Here is an 18,806-nt window from a genome sequence, read left to right on the forward strand (position 1 = left end):
AATGGTAATGATTTTAAAAGTAGTTCAAACTATAAAAATATCAAATGACTAAAAAACTAACAATTCTCATAACAGCTTTATTTCTAAGCCTGCCACTTTGGGCAACGACCTATTACATCGATGCCATTAACGGCAATGATACCAATACTGGATTATCTGCAAAAGCAGCCTTTAAAAGCTTGAAACATGCCAATACTTTAAGGCTCCAATCGGGTGATAAAATATTATTGGCTAATGGGCAATCTTTTAGTGGTACGCTTGAACTAAAGAATGTCATTGGAACTAAACGTAAACCAATTATCATTTCGAATTTCTCCCTTATTAAAACAGATAAGAACACCTTGCCAGCCATTAATGCACAAGGGCATCGTAATGGAATATTGTTACTGAACTGCAGTCATATTCAAGTCAGTCATTTGGAAATTACGGCTGATGCAGGTGGTATGCCTGGTGCGACAGGTAGTAAGAACGATATGCGTTGCGGTGTACTGATTACCTGCGATAAAGTAGCAGATTATGAAAATATTAGTTTGTCCGACTTACATATAAAAGATGTATTCTATGCTGATAAAGACGTGGTGCGCAGTAAAAAAGAAACTAACTCGGCCAATGGAACACAAGCCTATGGGTGGGGAATTCGTTTGATTAATCGCACCAAGGGAGCTGTTCTGAAGAATATGAAGGTAAGCAATTGCCATGTGGAAAATGTTGGCCATACAGGTATAAAAGCTACCGGAAGTAAACACAGTATACAGGATTTAAAGCTGTACGACAATACAGTTACGCACACTGGAGGACCAGGTATGCAAATGAGTGGTATACTAAATGGACATGTAAAGGGAAATACTGTTACCTATTCGGGCAGTACTACCGATACCCGAAAATGGGGACGTGGCAGTGGCTTATGGACCTGGGGCTGTTCCACGGTATTGATTGAGCATAATGAATTTCGTTTTGCCAACGGACCGGCCGATTCTGCTGGTTGTCATATTGACTTCAATTGTGATAATGTGATTGTGCAATATAATGTGAGTGAAGGCAATGCCGGTGGATTTTGTGAGATACTTGGCAATAACTACAATTGTGCTTATCGATATAACATCAGTATCAACGATGGTCACCGGGTTAAAAAAGTCAATGGTGCTTTTCAGGAAGGTAAAATCTTTTGGTTAAGTGGGTTTAACGGAAAAGGAAGAAAAAGAAATGGACCCTTCAATAGTTATTTCTATAACAATACGATTTATGTAAAAAGTGATATTGAAGCAAAGATAGCTGTGGATAGAGCAGCTGCGGGAGCACTATTGGCTAATAATATCTTTTACATTGAGGGAAGCAGCAAGCTTGTGCTGGGCGATCAGTATAAACCCGAAGTAGCCGGTGAATCACTTGTTAAAAACATAGTGTTTAAGAATAACCTCTTTTTGAATGCCAATAACTGGCCGAAAGAAGTGCTGATTCAGGATGAGGCACCAGTCATAGGAGATGCTCAGTTTGCGAAAGTTGGCGGAAGTACTGTAGAAGACTATATACCTCAGAATATCAGTCTGATTAAAGACAAGGGTATTCCAATCCCCAATATTCCAGGTGATGATAAGGGTTTGTACATTGGTTTAAAAGTAACGAGCGATATATTAGGCAATAAAATTAATGGTTTACCTGATATGGGGGCGATTGAGATAAAGGAATAGTAAGACTCTACCCCTCGGTACACTGATAACATACCGCCCGGTACATCATCGATGTACCGGGCGGTCTATTGATGTAATATCGTGAGGTAAATTTTATTCAACTGTCAATACATGTTCGAAAGTTGATTGCCTGGGTTCTTTTAAAAGCTTTCTACCTCCGGCAAACTGAGTAATAATCTCCAGTTCGTATTCGCCTGCAGTCAAGGCAGGTACCATTGCGATGACTTGTTTTGGATCATTCTTCACCAGTTGAGTCACTTTAGTTCTGGTGCTATCAGTTACATTCACAAACCACAAGCCTATATCTTCATGATCACCTTCTACCCGTATTCGGTTACCATTTAAAGTAATGACATTGTTGGCTGTGATGATGGAGTCTTTATGACCGCTTAAACTATCGGTGACTTGACCAATGACAGGGCCAGTAGGAGCTATGCCTAATACATCAACATTTAATTCGTTTAAAGCATTTCTTAGTTCGCTTCCCTGGGTAAACGTGGCAGCTACTTTATGCTTCGTGGTATCAAACTTAGCCGAGCTCCCTTCAAATACGCCACTCACACCTAATCGTCCATAACAAAGTGGTGTGTTGATGGAATAGCCCTGAGCCATTAGTTTGGCTTTCATTTTATCACCAATGGTCAGTAGATTGTAGATGGTTTCTTCCTTGTGTTCAGAACCATCATCAACAATAAGTTTCGCCACTTCCCGGTTTCCAACTTTACCATTGCTTTTTACCATACCAAAAAAGTCGTTAGGGTCTTCGGTTAGTTGGTTGTCATACAACCATAAATTTAAAATGTTCATAATCTAGTTTTAAGTTTTAATTAATACGATAACTAAATTACAGTGCGTAATAGTAATGGATAATGATAAATGTCAGTTCTATAAAGGATTACATGAACAGTTATTACTAATTGATAAATTGACTTATTACCTTGATTAGTAGCTAAAAGCACACAAACGTTATTTTATGCTTTGTTCAGTATTTTAATGATTTACTGGTTTGTTTTCTGATTCTAGTAGTCAGAAGTGTAACACGTGGTATGATTTTGAGTGTGATAAATCCTAAGTGGCTTTATTATGTTTACATCTGAGAGTTTGGTGATTTTAATGATACGATAGGGGTTTATTACTAATACAATTTACTATATCCATTCACGTTATAATTATACCAAATGAATAACAAAATGATTGATAAAGCATTTTGCTTATTACATGGGTTAATGCCGAAACAGAATCACAGATTGATTTTTTATCAATCGTTTTGATTCGTTATCGGTATTATTCCTTTCCCAATAGGTATATCATACAAATTGCACTTCAAAGTGAACCTTAATTGAGCCTTTAAAGTTGCAATTGTTGATGCCGATAATAAACGATAAAGCCTTTGGGAGTATGCCAACCAAAGGCTCATTTCGATATTAAATCGGTATCAATCCTGTTTTAAAAGTTGCCTTTATGGTAATTCTATTAAATAGGATAAGCCATACCGATTATTTCAGGAGTTAGTACCACTACATTATCAAATAGACATTATAAGTGAAGCGCAGTAATGATGCAGATTTGTGTATTTGAATAAATTCTGGGTTAAACCCGCAATATGCATTAGAAAATCTATTACACATTGAAATTGCTTCAAAACAAGTCACTTCGTTGTTTCATCTCAACTCATCAGAACGGTGCTATGTCTCGTTTCGATAAAACCTTGTTTTATTGCACTTTCAATGTTCATGACGACATTCTAATACATAATCCGGGTTAAAGCTCTTTATGTTTATTGTTTTATGTGGGCTATTACTAGAATATCAATATCTGGTCAGTTTTGGATAATAGGTGGTCATTTCTTAAGGTGGAATGCATCTACATTTGAAATGTAAAGAACTGTTAATATTTCAATGTTGAATATTGCTACAGTAGAATTAAACAAGCATAAATTATGCACAAAACAGACAGTGAATAGTATTTGCAGCCCTTTGTAAGGGCTTGAAAATTAGCATTGAAGTATCATTGTTGTCGCAAAAATGACAATTATTAACAAATAATGAGCAACACCAAAATACTGTCAATGTAAATGTAAAAATGTGTTAATAGATATAGTATACTAAAGGTAGTTTTGAGCTGTTATTTGAAAATATAGATAACTAAAATAAAGAAGTGAGAGTAAATAGTAATATTAATTCAAAGTGTATGAAAAGATTCTTTAGAACATTCATTTTTGTCTGCACCTTGTTGTCAGTGGCTATAAGCGCCTCCGCACAACAAAATAGAACAGGTGTTGTGACGGATGATAAGGGTGATCCCATTGTAGGGGCCACGGTTGTAATCGAAGGTACCACAACAGGTACGATTACCGACTTTAATGGTGTGTACAATCTGAGTGTTGAAACTGGCGGAACAATAAGTATCAGTTTCATTGGTTTTACCTCACAAACCATTAAGGTTGGCGAAGAAACGACAATTAACATCCAATTAGTCAGTGAAGATATCGGACTTGACGAAGTGGTTGTTATCGGTTTTGGTGAGAAAAAGAAAGTAACAGTGACCGGTTCTGTGTCAACTATTAATAGTGAAGAGTTGCTGAAGTCGCCAACTGCTAACGTAACCAATGCGCTGGCAGGTAAGATTTCAGGTATTTCTGCCGTACAGAATACAGGGCAGCCAGGAGCTGATGAGGCAGCTCTAGCTATTCGTGGTAACAGAAATATCCTAACTATTGTGGATGGTGTTGAACGTCCATTCTCACAAATTGACCCTGAGGAAATTGAAAGTATTTCGGTTTTGAAGGATGCTTCTGCAACTGCAGTTTATGGTATTCGTGGTGGTAACGGTGTTTTGATTGTGACTACCAAGCGCGGAGAAAAAGGTCGTGCGAAGATTTCTGTTTCATCTTCTATTGGATTTCAACAGCCTACTATGTTGGCTGAAAAATCGAATTCTTATACTTACGCCATGGCACACAATGAGCGTGCAGCTAATGACGGAACACCTGAAGAAAACTTTACGTTTGGCCCTGAAGCACTTGAGGCATTTGCCAATGGTGGTAACTTGTTATATCCTGATACGGATTGGAATGATTATCTGTTTAGAGACAAGGCTTTCCAGAGTAAAACAAACTTCACAATGCGCGGAGGTACAGACAAAGTCCGCTACTTTGTGGCTTTAGGATATTTAACGCAAGATGGTATGTTAAAGAATCTTGACCCACGATTTGATGAAAACTTTACTTTCGATAGATATAACTACAGAACTAACCTTGATATTGATGTAACAAAATCAACCTTGCTTAAGGTAAGCCTGGGTGGTCGTACAGAAGTACGTAATCAGCCAAGAGCTAAAGATGCTGAAACCGGAATCTGGAAAGATGCCAGTTGGGCACAGCCAATGTCAGGTTCAGGTATTGTTGATGGAAAGTGGGTAACTACTTCGGCCGATAACGTATCCATTGAAATGAAGGATCCATTAAATGCATTTTATGGTCGGGGTAATCAAAACGTGACCAGAGCTGTATTGAATATGGACTTGGATCTGATTCAAAAGCTAGATTTTGTAACGCGTGGTTTGAAGTTGCGATTAAAAGGTTCGTATAATACAACCTATACACATGCTAAAACACGTAGTTCATCACCTGATCGCTACGAAGCCATCAAAGATCCAATGAATCCGGACAATATCGTATTCAGAAAGATTAATGACGAAGGAAGTTTGGGTTATAACGAGCCAGATCCAACAAAAGCACGTAACTGGTATGTTGAAGGTGGTTTAAACTACAACCGTAAGTTTGGTTATCACGATGTGAGTGGTTTATTACTTTATAACCAACGTACGGTGTACTATCCATCTCAATTTACAGATATACCTAACAGAACATTGGGTATGGTTGCGAGAATGACTTACAACTATATGACAAAATACATGGTTGACTTCAACCTGGGATATAATGGTTCCGAAAACTTCCCTGAAGGCAAGCGTTTTGATTATTTCCCAGCCGTTTCATTGGGTTACATCATTACTGAAGAATCATTTATGGATAACGTTGGTTTTATTGATTACCTGAAGCTTAGAGGTTCTTACGGTTTAGTTGGTAACGACCGAATTGGTGGTGGCCGTTTCTTGTACCAACCCGATGCATGGAATTACGATGCTGCTGGTTATAGTTTCGGATACGAATCAGACAATATTCAACAAGGAGCACTGGAACTACGTATTGGTAACCCGAACGTTACCTGGGAAACCATTACTCAAAAGAACATTGGTATCGATGCTAAATTCTTGGATGCCCGTTTGAGTGCAAGTGTTGATTTATTCCACGAGTACAGAGAGGATATGTTAGTGACGCGTCAAACTGTACCAAACTATGTGGCAGCTGTACTACCTGCAGTTAACCTTAAAGAACGTGAAAACAAAGGTTACGAAGTTGAGTTAGGCTGGGACGACAATGCAGGTGGTTTTAAGTATTACATTAACGCCAACTTGTCATTTGCTCGTAATAAAATAGTATATATGGATGAGGTTCCACAACCACATGCCTATCTAGAAAGAACAGGTAAGCCAGAGGGGCAACCTTTTGCTTATATCAGTGATGGCTTCTTTACCGACGAAGTGAATACCGATTTAGATCCAAATTATGCAAATCAAGGTTACCGTTTTCCAGGTGATGTGAAGTACAAAGATTTAAATAATGATGGAAAAATTGATGACCTGGATCAGAAGGCCATTGGTTATTCACCAAATGTGCCAGAATATAATTTTGGTTTAAATACGGGTTTCAACTGGAAGAATTTTGACTTCTCGATGACCTGGTCAGGTGTAGCTAATACCTATCGTTTACTACCTAATGTGTTACGTCAGCCATTCTCGGGCCAGAACCGTGCTTTATATGATCATTTGTATGACGGACGCTGGACACAGGAAAAAGCAGATGCTGGAGCACACATCGAGTATCCTCGTTTATCATTGGCTAGTAAGGACAATAACTATCAGGTGTCTGACTTGTACTACCAGGATGCCTCTTTTATTCGATTAAAGAGTGTAGAGTTAGGTTACACGATTAAAGCTAGTGCTTTAGAGCGTATAGGATTACGTAATGTTCGAGTTTATGCCAATGGGTTTAACTTGTTAACATTTAGTGATTTTGATATTTACGATCCTGAATCAAATCCAGGTTCTAATGGACTTTACCCAATGGTGAAGATGTATAACATGGGTGTTAAGTTTAACTTCTAAAAGAACAGAGACGATGAAACATATAAAATATTTTAAATTCGCTTTGTTGGCGATGGTCATCGGATTCTTCGCAACATCATGTGAAGATATAGGTCCGGGAGCACTGGAAAAACCAGATGGACAGGATGTGACGATTGATACGATTTTCTCGTCAACTGAATACGCAGAGCGTGTGTTATTTAGCTCTTATCGTTCATTACGATCAGGTATTTTGAAGAATGGCCGAAGCCATGCTATCGGGCAGGATTTGCAAGAGGACATTACTGATTTGTCACATACGTTTAAATCATGGGGTACAGCCATGACCACTTATTATGCAGGTGGATTAAACTCTGCTAACTCGCATGTAACCTCTAGTCATCCTGATGCATGGTTGGCACCAATGTGTATTTTACCATATGGTGATGTGCCAAATAAAGGAATTACCACCTTTAAAGCAATCCGTAACTGTCATATCTTATTGGATCATGTACATAAGGTACCTGATATGTCAGAAGGTTACCGTGAGCAATTAAAGGCGGAAGCACGAGTTATCATTGCTTACAATATGACGGAGTTATTCCGTAACTATGGTGGTGTACCTATGATTGGTAAAGTTTATTCACCAGATGATGATTTTACCAATCCGCGTATGACTGTTGAAGCTACCGTTGATTCAATTGTGGATATACTGGATAAAGCCATTCCAAACTTACCATGGCAATTCAGTGAAGCCGATATGAGTAATTTATCAGGTCGCTTTTCACAAGCTGGTGCGATGGCTTTAAAAACACGTTTACTTTTATTTGCGGCCAGTCCGTTATTTAATAGCCCGGAGCCGTATATGGCAGGTACAAGTCGTGAAGAAGAGTTATTGTGGTGGTATGGAAATGAAGATGATAGTCGTTGGCAAAGAGCTGCCGATGCCGCTAAAGCATTGATTGATAAAATTGAGATTGAAGGAGGATATGCACTGGAAATGCCTGAAACAAATGATGTATGGGGCTATCGTGATGCATTCCGTCGAGGCTACTATTTCCAGGGCAATTTCAGTATTAGTCCTTCACGTCGTAGCACCGAAGTACTGATTAGTATCAGAGATGGATACGAAAGTGCAAAACGCTGGGGTGGTAGCATGTATGACTCTAACTTAAACTATGGTGGTGCTACATGTACCGATGAGTACATGCGTATGTTCCCAATGGCCGATGGTACACCAATTACTGACCCTGCGTCAGGCTGGAATGAATCAGTTGACCCATTAGGAAGTGAAGGTAGTGGAGCCGCACGTCAATTTAATCGTGACCCACGCTTGTATGAAACCATGCAGTGTTTAGGTGATGACTGGGCTGGTGCACAGGTGCAAACCTGGAAAAACAACCAGGGCGGATGGGCTTACCATGTGAGAGGTCCTCGTCGTTCAAACGGTTCAGGAAGTACGGTGATTCGTAAGTTTATGCCAAGTTTCGAATTTGGTGCTTACCCTGTTAAAGATCACCATTTTCCATACATTCGTTTACCTGAGATTTATCTGTCATACGCCGAAGCCATGGCTAAATTAGGTAATATGGGAGAAGCTTATACCTATATCAATAAAGTACGTAGCCGTGTTGGTCTTAAAAACATTGAAGATGTAAAAGCATGGGGACCAGATGAGTTGGTTCAGCAAATTTTGACAGAACGTGCCTGTGAGTTTGGTTATGAGCAAGTACGGTGGTTTGATATGACCCGTCATAAATTAGAGAGTGCCTTTACTCAAAACTTGCATAATGTATGGATTGAAAAGAATGCCGACGGTACCTTTACTTATACTTATCCTGAAATTAAGGTGAACAGCCGCCTATGGTGGAATTTCTTTGATGCAAAATGGTACTTATTGCCTTTCCCATTGAATGAAATACAAAAAGGGTATGGATTAATTCAAAACCCTGGATGGTAGTCCAATGGATGAATGTAAAATAGAAAAAAGTTAGAATATGAATATAAAAAATATAATAAGAGCACTTTTCGTATCCTGCACTAGTTTACTGACTATTGGGCAAGTAACAGCACAAAAGTCGGATTCAACACTAGTTAATTTAGGATATGGTGTGACGCAGGCAGCAAATGAATCCACTGTTGCGACCGGTGTGGCAACAGCTGAAGATCTGTCAAAATATTTCGCCATTAACCCAACCAATGCTTTATATGGCCAGATTCCAGGATTAACCATCCAACAAAATGGCGGCGATTGGTGGAATCAGGGCGCTGGTATGTTTGTTCGTGGTCAGTCTAATTTAGACAATACCTCTGCACCTCTAGTGTTGGTTGATGGTTTTGAACGTAACCTGGCAACCATTACAGTAGCCGAGATTGAGAGTGTAACAGTATTAAAAGATGCGGGCGCAACAGCCATATATGGTCAGCGTGGTGCCAATGGTGTCATTTTAGTAACAACCAAACGAGGTACTGACGAAGGCATGAAGGTGGATTTCTCGTATGAGTATAGCACTAATAAAGCCTTTAGAATGCCTAAAATGCTCGATGCTTATGGCTATGCCAGTGCAATGAATGAAGCGATGGCTTTGGATGGTCGTGATTACTTATACTCACAGGAGCAATTGGACGCATACAAAAATGGTACTTACCCTGAGTATTATCCAAATGTAAACTGGATGGACGAGGTACTGGCCAATACTGGTTTTGTGCATGATTTCAATTCGACATTCCAGGGTGGTTCAGGACGTACACGTTACTTTGTGGCATTAAATTACATGGATGGTAACGGTATATTAGAGCAGGATAGAAATGAGAATAGCTATTCGACACAATTAAATTACCGTCGTGCCAACCTACGAACAAACCTGGATATCGAGTTGACGAAAAGTACCTTGTTAAAAATTAACTTAGCAGGTCGTATTTCTGGAACGAATCGTCCGGGTAAAGCCACATCTGAAAAATTGTTTGGTCGCTTGTATGGTACGCCTGCAAATGCTTATCCCGTTCAGTACGGTAATGGTGTTTACGGTGGTTCACCAACATACCCGTATAACATGATTGCTGATGTGAATGGAACAGGGTATGCTATTTCACACGAACGTACTTTTTATGGTGATGTAACAGTAGAGCAAGATTTAAGTGCCTTAACTGAAGGTTTAAAGCTTTCGGCATCGGTTGGTTTTGATAACAATGTATCGTATTGGGATTCAAAAACCAAGAATTATGCCTATGTATACAAAACAGCTAAAATTGACGAGGTAAATAATGAATTATATGACTTTACTTCGGTAAGTGGTGGTGAAAATACAGCCTTAATTTTTAATGATGATGTGGGAGGTCAGGCTCGTCATGCCAACGGTATCGTTAAGTTAAACTACGACAAGCAATGGGGTAAGCATAAAGTAAATGCCTTAGGTTTATTTCATGTTGATACCGAAACAACCTTTGGTCAGAATAAAACCTTCCACCGCGTAAACTATGCTGCTCAGGTTAATTATGCTTATAATAAAAAATATTTAGCCGGATTAACGACATCATACAGCGGTAATAACATCTTGTCAGAAGAAAATCGTTTCCAGTTCTACCCTGCATTATCTTTAGGTTGGGTTCTTTCTGAGGAAAGCTTTTTGAGTGGCGTTGATGCTATTAATCTGTTAAAGTTAAGGGCATCGGCTGGTTTAGTTGGCCTTGAACAAAATGAGCAACACTTACACCGCGAAAAATATGCAGGTGGTGGTAAATACTGGTATGGTGATAATAACGCTCAGTTAGGTGGTTTAAAAGAAAGCCGTCGTGCCAATCCAAACGTATTACCAGAAAAGAGTACACAGGTTAACTTTGGTTTAGACGGACGTTTCTTTGGTGGCTTACACCTGAATGCAGATGTATTCTATGAAGAGAGAAGCCAGATTTTAGTATCAGAAGCAAATTCAACATCCAATGTGATTGGTGTACCTGCAACGATGGTATCTGACGGAATTGTTGAAAACAAAGGATTTGAATTAGGTGCTTTATGGCATGATAATATTGGTGATTTCAGTTATACCATTGGTGCACAGTACTCAATGGCGCAAAACGAAATCATTGAGCAGAATGAAGTATTCCGTGAGTGGGATTACCTTCGTCGCACAGGTCATCAGGTTGGACAGGTTTTTGGTCTGCAAGATGCAGGTTTCTTTAATGAAGGAGAAGTAAATGGCGTTGATAATATCTATAATGGTGTTGAATATACCTTTACGCAAGTATTACGTCCGGGTGATGTAAAATACGTTGACCAAAATGGCGATAATAAAATTGACGATTTTGATGTGGTTGCCATTGGTAATAACTGGTTACCTGAAGTGAATTATGCATTAACACTTGGAGCTGAATATAAAGGTGCAGGTTTTAATGCCATTTTCCAGGGTGCCAGCAATGTGTCTGTGATGCTTAATACGCCAAGTATTTTCTGGCCATTGTTTAACAACAACAATATCTCTGAATTTTCAAATGACCGCTGGACACCGGCAACTGCCTCAACTGCAACATTGCCACGTTTAACGCCTGAGAAAAACGACAATAACTATCGTGCCAGTACTGTATGGCAGAGAGACGCATCTTACCTTAAGTTACGTACACTAGAGGTGTATTATCATTTACCAAAGAGCTTGGTAGAAAAAGTAAAACTTAAGCGCGCAAAAGTATTCTTCAGAGGCATGAACTTATTCTCTGTTGATAATATTGAGATTATGGATCCTGAAGAGGTGGGAGCCGTTTATCCAACATTAACCTCATATAACGTAGGTTTAAGCGTAGGATTTTAATTTTAAAAATGGTAGACATGATTAGAAATTTTATATTATCAATTTTTCTGGTAACACTCTTGTCAGGGTGCGATGATTTTCTGGATTACACCGAACATTCATTTTACGATGATCCAGAAACCATCTTTAGTACATTTAACCGTACACGACAGTTTTTAGGAGATATTTATAGCAAGTTACCAACCGATTATGACTATGATGGTATTGGTAATAATGAACCAAATCAGTCCATGCGTTCAGCAGCTACTGATGAAGCTGAATATGTGAAACAAAATCATGATGTTCAGAAATTTACCAATGGTCAGTGGACAGCTTTTAAAGCTTTGGATAACAATTGGTCGAAATACTATGGTGGTATTCGTGCGGCTAACTTTTTCCTTGATCAAATAGAAGGACGCACATTTGAGGATTATCAATACAATGAGGATTTCGACATCGAGATGGAGCGCTATGAAATGTATCCTTACGAAGCACGATTCTTAAGAGCTTTCTTTTATATGGAATTAGCCAAGCGCTATGGTAACGTTCCAATGCCGGAAGGTGTAATTAATGATGTGAGTGAGGTTAATTCACTACCTCGTGAAAGTTTTGAAGATGTAATTGCATACATTGTAAGTGAATGTGATGCCATTGGTGATGAGCTTCCGGTAACATGGATTGGAGCCAATTTCTTTCAGGAAACTGGTCGAGTAACACGTGGTGCTGTTTATGCCTTAAAATCGAGAGCTTTATTATATGCTGCCAGTCCCTTACATAATAGCATGAATGACCTTACGAAATGGGAAGCTGCAGCGGCTGCTGCCAACGCTTTTGTAACGAATGCTAGTTTTGGCTATTCATTTGATGGTGCATACTATAATAGTAGCGACATGGCTCAAGGTGTATTTAACAACCGCGCGAGTGCTGAGCTTATTTTCGAAAGGAGAAATACGAATTCAAACTTATTTGAAAAGGCTAATTTCCCAATGGGATTTGAAGGTGCTAATGGTAATGCCACTTGTCCAAGCCAGAACCTGGTAGATGCTTATCAAACAACGGATGGTTTCGATGTCGTTTTAACTAATGGCGTTTGGTCAGCACCTGGTAGTTCGGTATTTGATCCGGCTAATCCTTACGATAATCGTGACCCACGATTGATGCAAACTATCATCGTTAATGGTAGTACATGGAAAAGTACAGCGGTAGAAACATTTACCGGAGGATTAAATGGATTACCCTTAGCAGATGCTACACCTACAGGATACTACCTAAAGAAGTATGTACGTGAGGATATCAATATTGCAGGTAGTAACTCAAATACAAAGGAACATGCCTGGGTGATTTTTCGCTTAGCAGAAGTTTACTTGAATTTAGCCGAAGCTTTGAATGAGGCTTACGGTCCTACTACTGCCCCTGCTGGCTTTACTATGGACGCAACCATGGCGTTAAACATGGTACGTGAACGTGGAGCTGTGGGTTTACCTGCTGTAACAGGTTTATCACAAGAACAATTGCGTGCTGCAATTATTCGTGAGCGTCAGGTTGAATTGGCTTTCGAAGATCATCGTTTTTGGGATGTTCGTCGTTGGAGATTGTTTGATACAAGTAATGCCAATGCTGTAACCGAAGATATCTATGGTATTGAAATTACCAATACTGATGGAACGTTAAGCTACAGTAAAAAGTTAGTTGATGATCGTCTTTGGGATGAGAAGATGTATCTGTATCCAATTCCTTATAACGAGACCACTATTAATTCTAACCTGGGACAAAACCCTGGTTGGTAGGATATGAACTTTTAAAATTTTTGAATATGATACGCAAAAATATATTTCTAGCCCTGCTGACAATAACCATTGGTTTTGCAGGTTGTGAAGAAGAATATACAATTGGAGATTTTGAAACCGATGCAACGCTTGCACCAGAAGCTCGTACAGATGGTCCCGTGGCACCGTCTGCTATCGTGGCTTCCTATGATGCCTTCTGTGACAAAGTTGAAATTAACTGGATGCCTACAGTTCGCACAACGGCTTATGATGTGTACAAAAATGGTGAGATACTTGCCGCAGGATTAACCGATACCTTTTATGTTGATACAGACGCAATGACTGTTGATACCGAGTACATGGTTTATTCATTAAACGCCAATGGTGGTTCTGAAACGTCGGTAATGACAGTTGGTCGTATGGCCGCAACACCACCAACACCAACTAACTTTATTGCTACTGACGGAGCGTATGAAGCAAAAGTTGACTTAACATGGGATGCCGTTGATTTTGCTCAGCATTATATAGTTAAAAGAGACGGTGTTGTGTTGAGTGATGCAGTGATTGGAACTTCATTCTCTGATTCTGATAATGCACCAACTGAAGCAACTGAATACAGCTTGATTGCTGTTAGTGTTTGCGGTGTGTCGATAGAAGTGACCACAACAGGATATTGTGATCCGTTAATTGCGTTTAGATTTCCATTTCAAGAGAATTTTGAAGGATTTACATTAGGAGCGCTTACTTCAGCAGACCAATATGGTGGCTTTAATCCTCGCTTTCAATTTACAGATGGACCAAATGCAAATGGATCAGCAACAATAAAGGATGATAATACGAAGTACATCGATTTAAAGACCGCTGCAGGTAAACAAAGTATACAGTTTGTATTTCCTGAAGTTGAACTATTGGTTGGTGAAAGTTATCGAATCTCATTTGATGTGAAAGCTCCACAAACTATATCACTTCACATGGGGGTTGATAAAACAGGCGATGGATTTATGGGTAAGTATGTTGATGACTATTTATTGCCAACAAAAGAGAATACCAAGAATGGTAATGCCTATGGTGTCAATATTGAAGGAACTGGTAGTTGGAAAACAGTTTCATATGAGTTCCCTCAAACTGGAGCAGAAACACAGGATAATGATCCTGATGCCGGAACTATGGGATGGACTCTTGGAACTATCCAAGAAGGTCAGCAAAGACCGATTATTCAATTACAGATGTGGAGTAAAGATGGTACGTATGCCATTGATAACATTAAGATTGAATTAATTGACTAATTAATGTCCTTGAATACCTATAAATAGGAAATGTTTGAATGGCAGATCTCAGAGAGGTCTGCCATTTTTTATTACTCACATTGTTAATTAAAAGTAATATGAGAATCACTCACTTTATATCCACAAGTCTGACAATTGTGACAGTGTTTTTTCTAGGATGCTGCTCAAAGGGTAATGTTAGCCATCAAAAAGAGAAAGCATTAATAACCTACTATATTGATGCGAATACCGGAAACGATTCAAACACTGGCACATCGCCCGATCAAGCATTCACATCATTAGATAAAATCAACTCACTTACATTAACAGCCGGCACACAAGTATTATTTAAAAGTGGAACAACTTACAATGGGCAATTAAAACCTAAAGGACTGGGTGAAGCTGGAAATCCAATAATTATCTCAAAGTACGGTGGCGAAACAAAGCCAATTATAAATGCAGAAGGCCAGCATACGGCTGCTGTATATATCTACAATATGGCTTATGTAGAGGTACGTGACCTTGAAATTACTAATACAGGAGAAGAGCGCGAGAATGGGCGTCGCGGTGTAATCGTCGAAGCTGAAAACTGCGGAGTTACTAAGCACATTATTTTGGATAATCTATTTATCCATGATGTGAATGGTAGTTTAGTGAAGAGCAAAGGTGGTGGTTCCGCAATTTTATGGCGTAATCATGGTGATAAGTACATCACAACATTTGATAGCCTCATTATCCAAAATTGCCATTTAAAAGATTGTACCCGTAACGGCATTAATGCACGCGGTTATACGCGTCGTGATAACTGGCATCCATCAACCAATGTGATTGTTCGAAACAACTTATTAGAAGGCATCCCTGGAGATGGCATTGTGCCAATCGGTACTGATGGTGCTTTAATCGAATACAACACCATGCGCGCCTGCCCTGATATCCTATCACATGCCGAAGCCGCCGCCGGAATCTGGCCATGGAGTGCCGATAATACGCTTATTCAGTTTAATGAAGTCGCTGGCCATACTGCTAAATGGGATGGACAGGGATTTGACTCTGATTGGAATTGCATTGGAACCACCATCCAGTACAACTATAGTCACGATAACTACGGTGGTTTTTTGTTAATCTGTAATAAGGGTAACACTCTTAATACCCCCTCCAATGTGGGGACTAAAAACACCATTGTGCGTTATAATGTGAGTGTTAACGATGGCATACGTCCTTATCCAACAGAACGTCGTGGCTGGTTCTCACCTTGTATGCACATTTCCGGACCGGTTGAAAATAATTATATCCACCACAATCTGTTTGTTTTCCCAGAGAAGGAAAGTGCCGATATTGATCGAACATTTATTCAAATGGATAACTGGGGAGGTCCGTGGGCTAATAAAACATTAGTGGCAAATAATAAACTTGATTTTTCAGAACCTTACAAGATGTTCTATGGAGAGAGCCAACAAACCTTTGGAATTGATAACGAATTTGATTCTAAGATGATGGACTTTGCAGATAGTAATGAAATGCCTGTATGGGCGAAGGATTATATGAGCGATTATGATGAAAACTGGAAGGAGAAAATGATTGAAGCCTTTTTTATGGATGATGAGGAGATGAAGCAAAGGCTAGAAGGTATGAAGCAGTAATTGATGCAGAGATATATCCTTGTGGGCTCTCCTCCTTTTTTAAGTTACTTTTTTTGCATTTTATTGTTATTAATTACAATACTAACATAGTTATTTTTAACCCTCGGTGCCGGGCAGGCACATCCTTTTTAAAAAGGATGCAAAATTTGATTGAAAGAGGTGATTGCCTACCTGCTGTAGGCAGGCTTCGCACCTGAGATGGATTTATTGCTTCAGGCTTTCCTTTTCCTTCGTCAAAGACGCCATTGCGCAATATCCACTCTTATCACTGCCTTTCAATCGTTCGAAACCTTGTTTCGATTTAGGCAGAAAGACTTGAGCTAAATAATGAAATAAGTGCTGGTTTAGTATGCACGACTCTCTGGCCTCTTGTAAAATTGTTTTCGGTGAAGTGAAGACATTAGAGAGACCGGGAAGTTCCGAACTTGATTCGGAAATCACCCGGCCGAACTTAAGGATGAACGAAATGAGAAAGCAATTTTACAAGTAGCCTTGATTCTTTTGTTTACTTTACTCATCAAGGAGAAAAGTAAAGACTTGTCCCGTGTCAAAACGGGAGCCTTGCGGCTTGAGGTACGCCAAGAAGCGTGCGTTTATATTTGATTAAATACCTAGTAATATGAAAAGATTACACAGTCCAATTTGTCGTTCAGACTGAAGCATTCATGAGGTGCGGGGAGGAAACGAACCGTGCTAAGTTCGTGAAGAGCGACTATGTAAGCCGTAATAACAGTGAACCCAGTTAGGCTTCGTTACGCGAATTTGTAGTGGTCAACCTACCTCAAGGGGTGAAACCTGATACACATTGTGAAGCAACGACAAAGAGCAACAATGTGGCTACACGGAGTAGTATGGGATGGCGTGCATAGTAAAGGTAGCGCATGAACTTGGGAAGCCCTAACAGGATATGCCAACTATTGCTGAGGGTGGCGGAGGTGTCCATAGTACTGATGATATGTAGGACAACATAACCTACAAGGAGGAAAGGGACACTACTGGTGAGAATGTTTTAGATAGAAGTAGTATAACAGAATTGAAGAAATGAGTATTCAAGAGAGAGTTCAACAGGAGATAACAAAGCTTTCGAGTAATAAACGAAGGGATATGTCACCACCTGAGCGAGTACGACTTTTACAACTAAAGCTATATTTAAAAGCCAAACAGGAAAGGAGTTATAAGTTTTATGTACTCTATGATAAACTATTTTTAGATCATGTCCTATTGACAGCTTACCGTCATTGCAAGAAAAAGAATGGAGCACCAGGAGTAGATAAAAGAACGTTCGAAGATATTGAGCAGTATGGAGTCGTTAAATTTCTGCAAGAATTGAAAGAAGAGTTGCGCACACGTACTTATAGACCGCAAGCAGTTAAGCGGGTACTTATAGATAAAGAAAATGGAGGGAAACGCCCTCTTGGAATTCCAACTATAAAAGACCGAGTAGCTCAACAGGCCTGCAAAATTATCATGGAACCAATATTTGAAGCAGACTTTAATAATTCATCGTACGGCTTTAGACCAAAACGGTCAGCGGCAGGTGCAGTCAGGGCCATACGTCAGAACCTGAAAAAAGGGAAATGTACTGTCTATGATGCAGATTTAAGTAAGTATTTTGATAAGATACCACATGATAAACTTGAAATTGTTCTCAAAGAACGTATTGCCGATTCCCGCTTGTTAAAACTAATACGCCAATGGCTAAAAGTTCCCATTGTTGAAGATGGAAAGTACACAAGAGGAAAAAGCAATACTTCAGGAACACCACAAGGAGGTGTCATATCACCTTTATTGGCTAATGTTTATATGAACATACTGGATAGAATAGTGAATAACCCGCAAGGATATTTTCAAAAGCAAGGTATTCATATGATTAGATATGCTGATGACTTTATTCTTATGAGTAAAACTATACAGGTAAGCTCTCTAAATAAGATACATGAATACTTAAGTCGCATGGGGTTGTTGATAAATGTAGAAAAGAGTAAACTGGTGAACGGAAAGGAAGAGTCGTTTGATTTTCTTGGATTCAGATTTCGTTATAAACGTAGTGTTATTAAGCCCAATGGGCGTTATTGGGATATTGAACCAAAGCCAAAATCACAACAAAAGATCCGCCAAAAGATCAGTTATAAACTTAAGAGCATTGGGCATTACGCAGCACCAAAAGTTGTGGCAGAACTGAACCCTATAATCAGAGGATGGATGAATTATTACAAAATAGAGAAAGTGAGTTATACGCAAGTAGCCTTTCGAAATTTGGAAGAATACTTACGAGAACGCATGACTCGATTTTATAATCGTAAAAGTCAGAGGAAATCCAGCATGTATGGCAAACGTGCCTTCAATATTTTAGTTGAAGAATATGGTTTAATAAAGCCCTATCGGACCTCTGGATTACGACCTGTGAATGCTTTTCGATGAAATCATCAGGAAAGCCGTATGCGGGAAAACCGCACGTACGGTTTGACGAGGGGGCTATGGC

At 39.3% G+C, this 18,806-nt stretch carries 9 protein-coding genes; 8 read left to right on the plus strand and 1 reads right to left on the minus strand.

All coding sequences use genetic code 11. The features are described 5' to 3' along the window. The first annotated feature begins 44 nt into the window (after nt 1–44). Nucleotides 45–1,688, plus strand: a complete 1,644-nt coding sequence (locus JIV24_RS02330; RefSeq protein WP_200463391.1) for a right-handed parallel beta-helix repeat-containing protein — start codon at nt 45–47, stop codon at nt 1,686–1,688. Nucleotides 1,689–1,781: 93 nt separating this feature from the next. Here JIV24_RS02330 and JIV24_RS02335 read toward each other — a convergent pair whose 3' ends face one another. Then, nucleotides 1,782–2,495: a DNA-binding domain-containing protein gene (locus JIV24_RS02335; RefSeq protein WP_200463392.1), complete on the minus strand. Its 714-nt coding sequence runs from the start codon at nt 2,493–2,495 to the stop codon at nt 1,782–1,784. A gap of 1,383 nt (nt 2,496–3,878) precedes the next feature. Between JIV24_RS02335 and JIV24_RS02340 the strand changes: the two genes are divergently transcribed. From JIV24_RS02340 to ltrA, 7 genes are all read left to right on the plus strand, one after another. After that, complete coding sequence (locus JIV24_RS02340; protein ID WP_200463393.1) at nt 3,879–6,914, plus strand: SusC/RagA family TonB-linked outer membrane protein; 3,036 nt, start codon at nt 3,879–3,881, stop codon at nt 6,912–6,914. A 13-nt stretch (nt 6,915–6,927) separates the two neighbouring features. Next, the gene (locus JIV24_RS02345) at nt 6,928–8,832 is read left to right on the plus strand and encodes a RagB/SusD family nutrient uptake outer membrane protein (RefSeq protein WP_200463394.1); all 1,905 of its coding nucleotides are present in this window, start codon (nt 6,928–6,930) and stop codon (nt 8,830–8,832) included. Between the two features lie 37 nt (nt 8,833–8,869). Beyond that, nucleotides 8,870–11,674: a SusC/RagA family TonB-linked outer membrane protein gene (locus JIV24_RS02350; RefSeq protein WP_200463395.1), complete on the plus strand. Its 2,805-nt coding sequence runs from the start codon at nt 8,870–8,872 to the stop codon at nt 11,672–11,674. Nucleotides 11,675–11,691: 17 nt separating this feature from the next. Beyond that, nucleotides 11,692–13,440 carry a RagB/SusD family nutrient uptake outer membrane protein gene (locus tag JIV24_RS02355; protein ID WP_200463396.1) on the plus strand — a complete coding sequence of 583 codons (1,749 nt, stop codon included), beginning with the start codon at nt 11,692–11,694 and terminating at the stop codon, nt 13,438–13,440. Between the two features lie 26 nt (nt 13,441–13,466). Next, nucleotides 13,467–14,705, plus strand: a complete 1,239-nt coding sequence (locus JIV24_RS02360; protein WP_200463397.1) for a fibronectin type III domain-containing protein — start codon at nt 13,467–13,469, stop codon at nt 14,703–14,705. A gap of 98 nt (nt 14,706–14,803) precedes the next feature. Continuing rightward, nucleotides 14,804–16,324 carry a right-handed parallel beta-helix repeat-containing protein gene (locus JIV24_RS02365; RefSeq protein WP_200463398.1) on the plus strand — a complete coding sequence of 507 codons (1,521 nt, stop codon included), beginning with the start codon at nt 14,804–14,806 and terminating at the stop codon, nt 16,322–16,324. A gap of 1,041 nt (nt 16,325–17,365) precedes the next feature. Beyond that, nucleotides 17,366–18,745: a group II intron reverse transcriptase/maturase gene (gene ltrA / locus JIV24_RS02370; RefSeq protein ID WP_200463399.1), complete on the plus strand. Its 1,380-nt coding sequence runs from the start codon at nt 17,366–17,368 to the stop codon at nt 18,743–18,745. Nucleotides 18,746–18,806 lie beyond the last annotated feature (61 nt).

The sequence above is a fragment of the Carboxylicivirga marina genome (assembly GCF_016612505.1).
GTDB lineage: Bacteria > Bacteroidota > Bacteroidia > Bacteroidales > Marinilabiliaceae > Carboxylicivirga > Carboxylicivirga marina.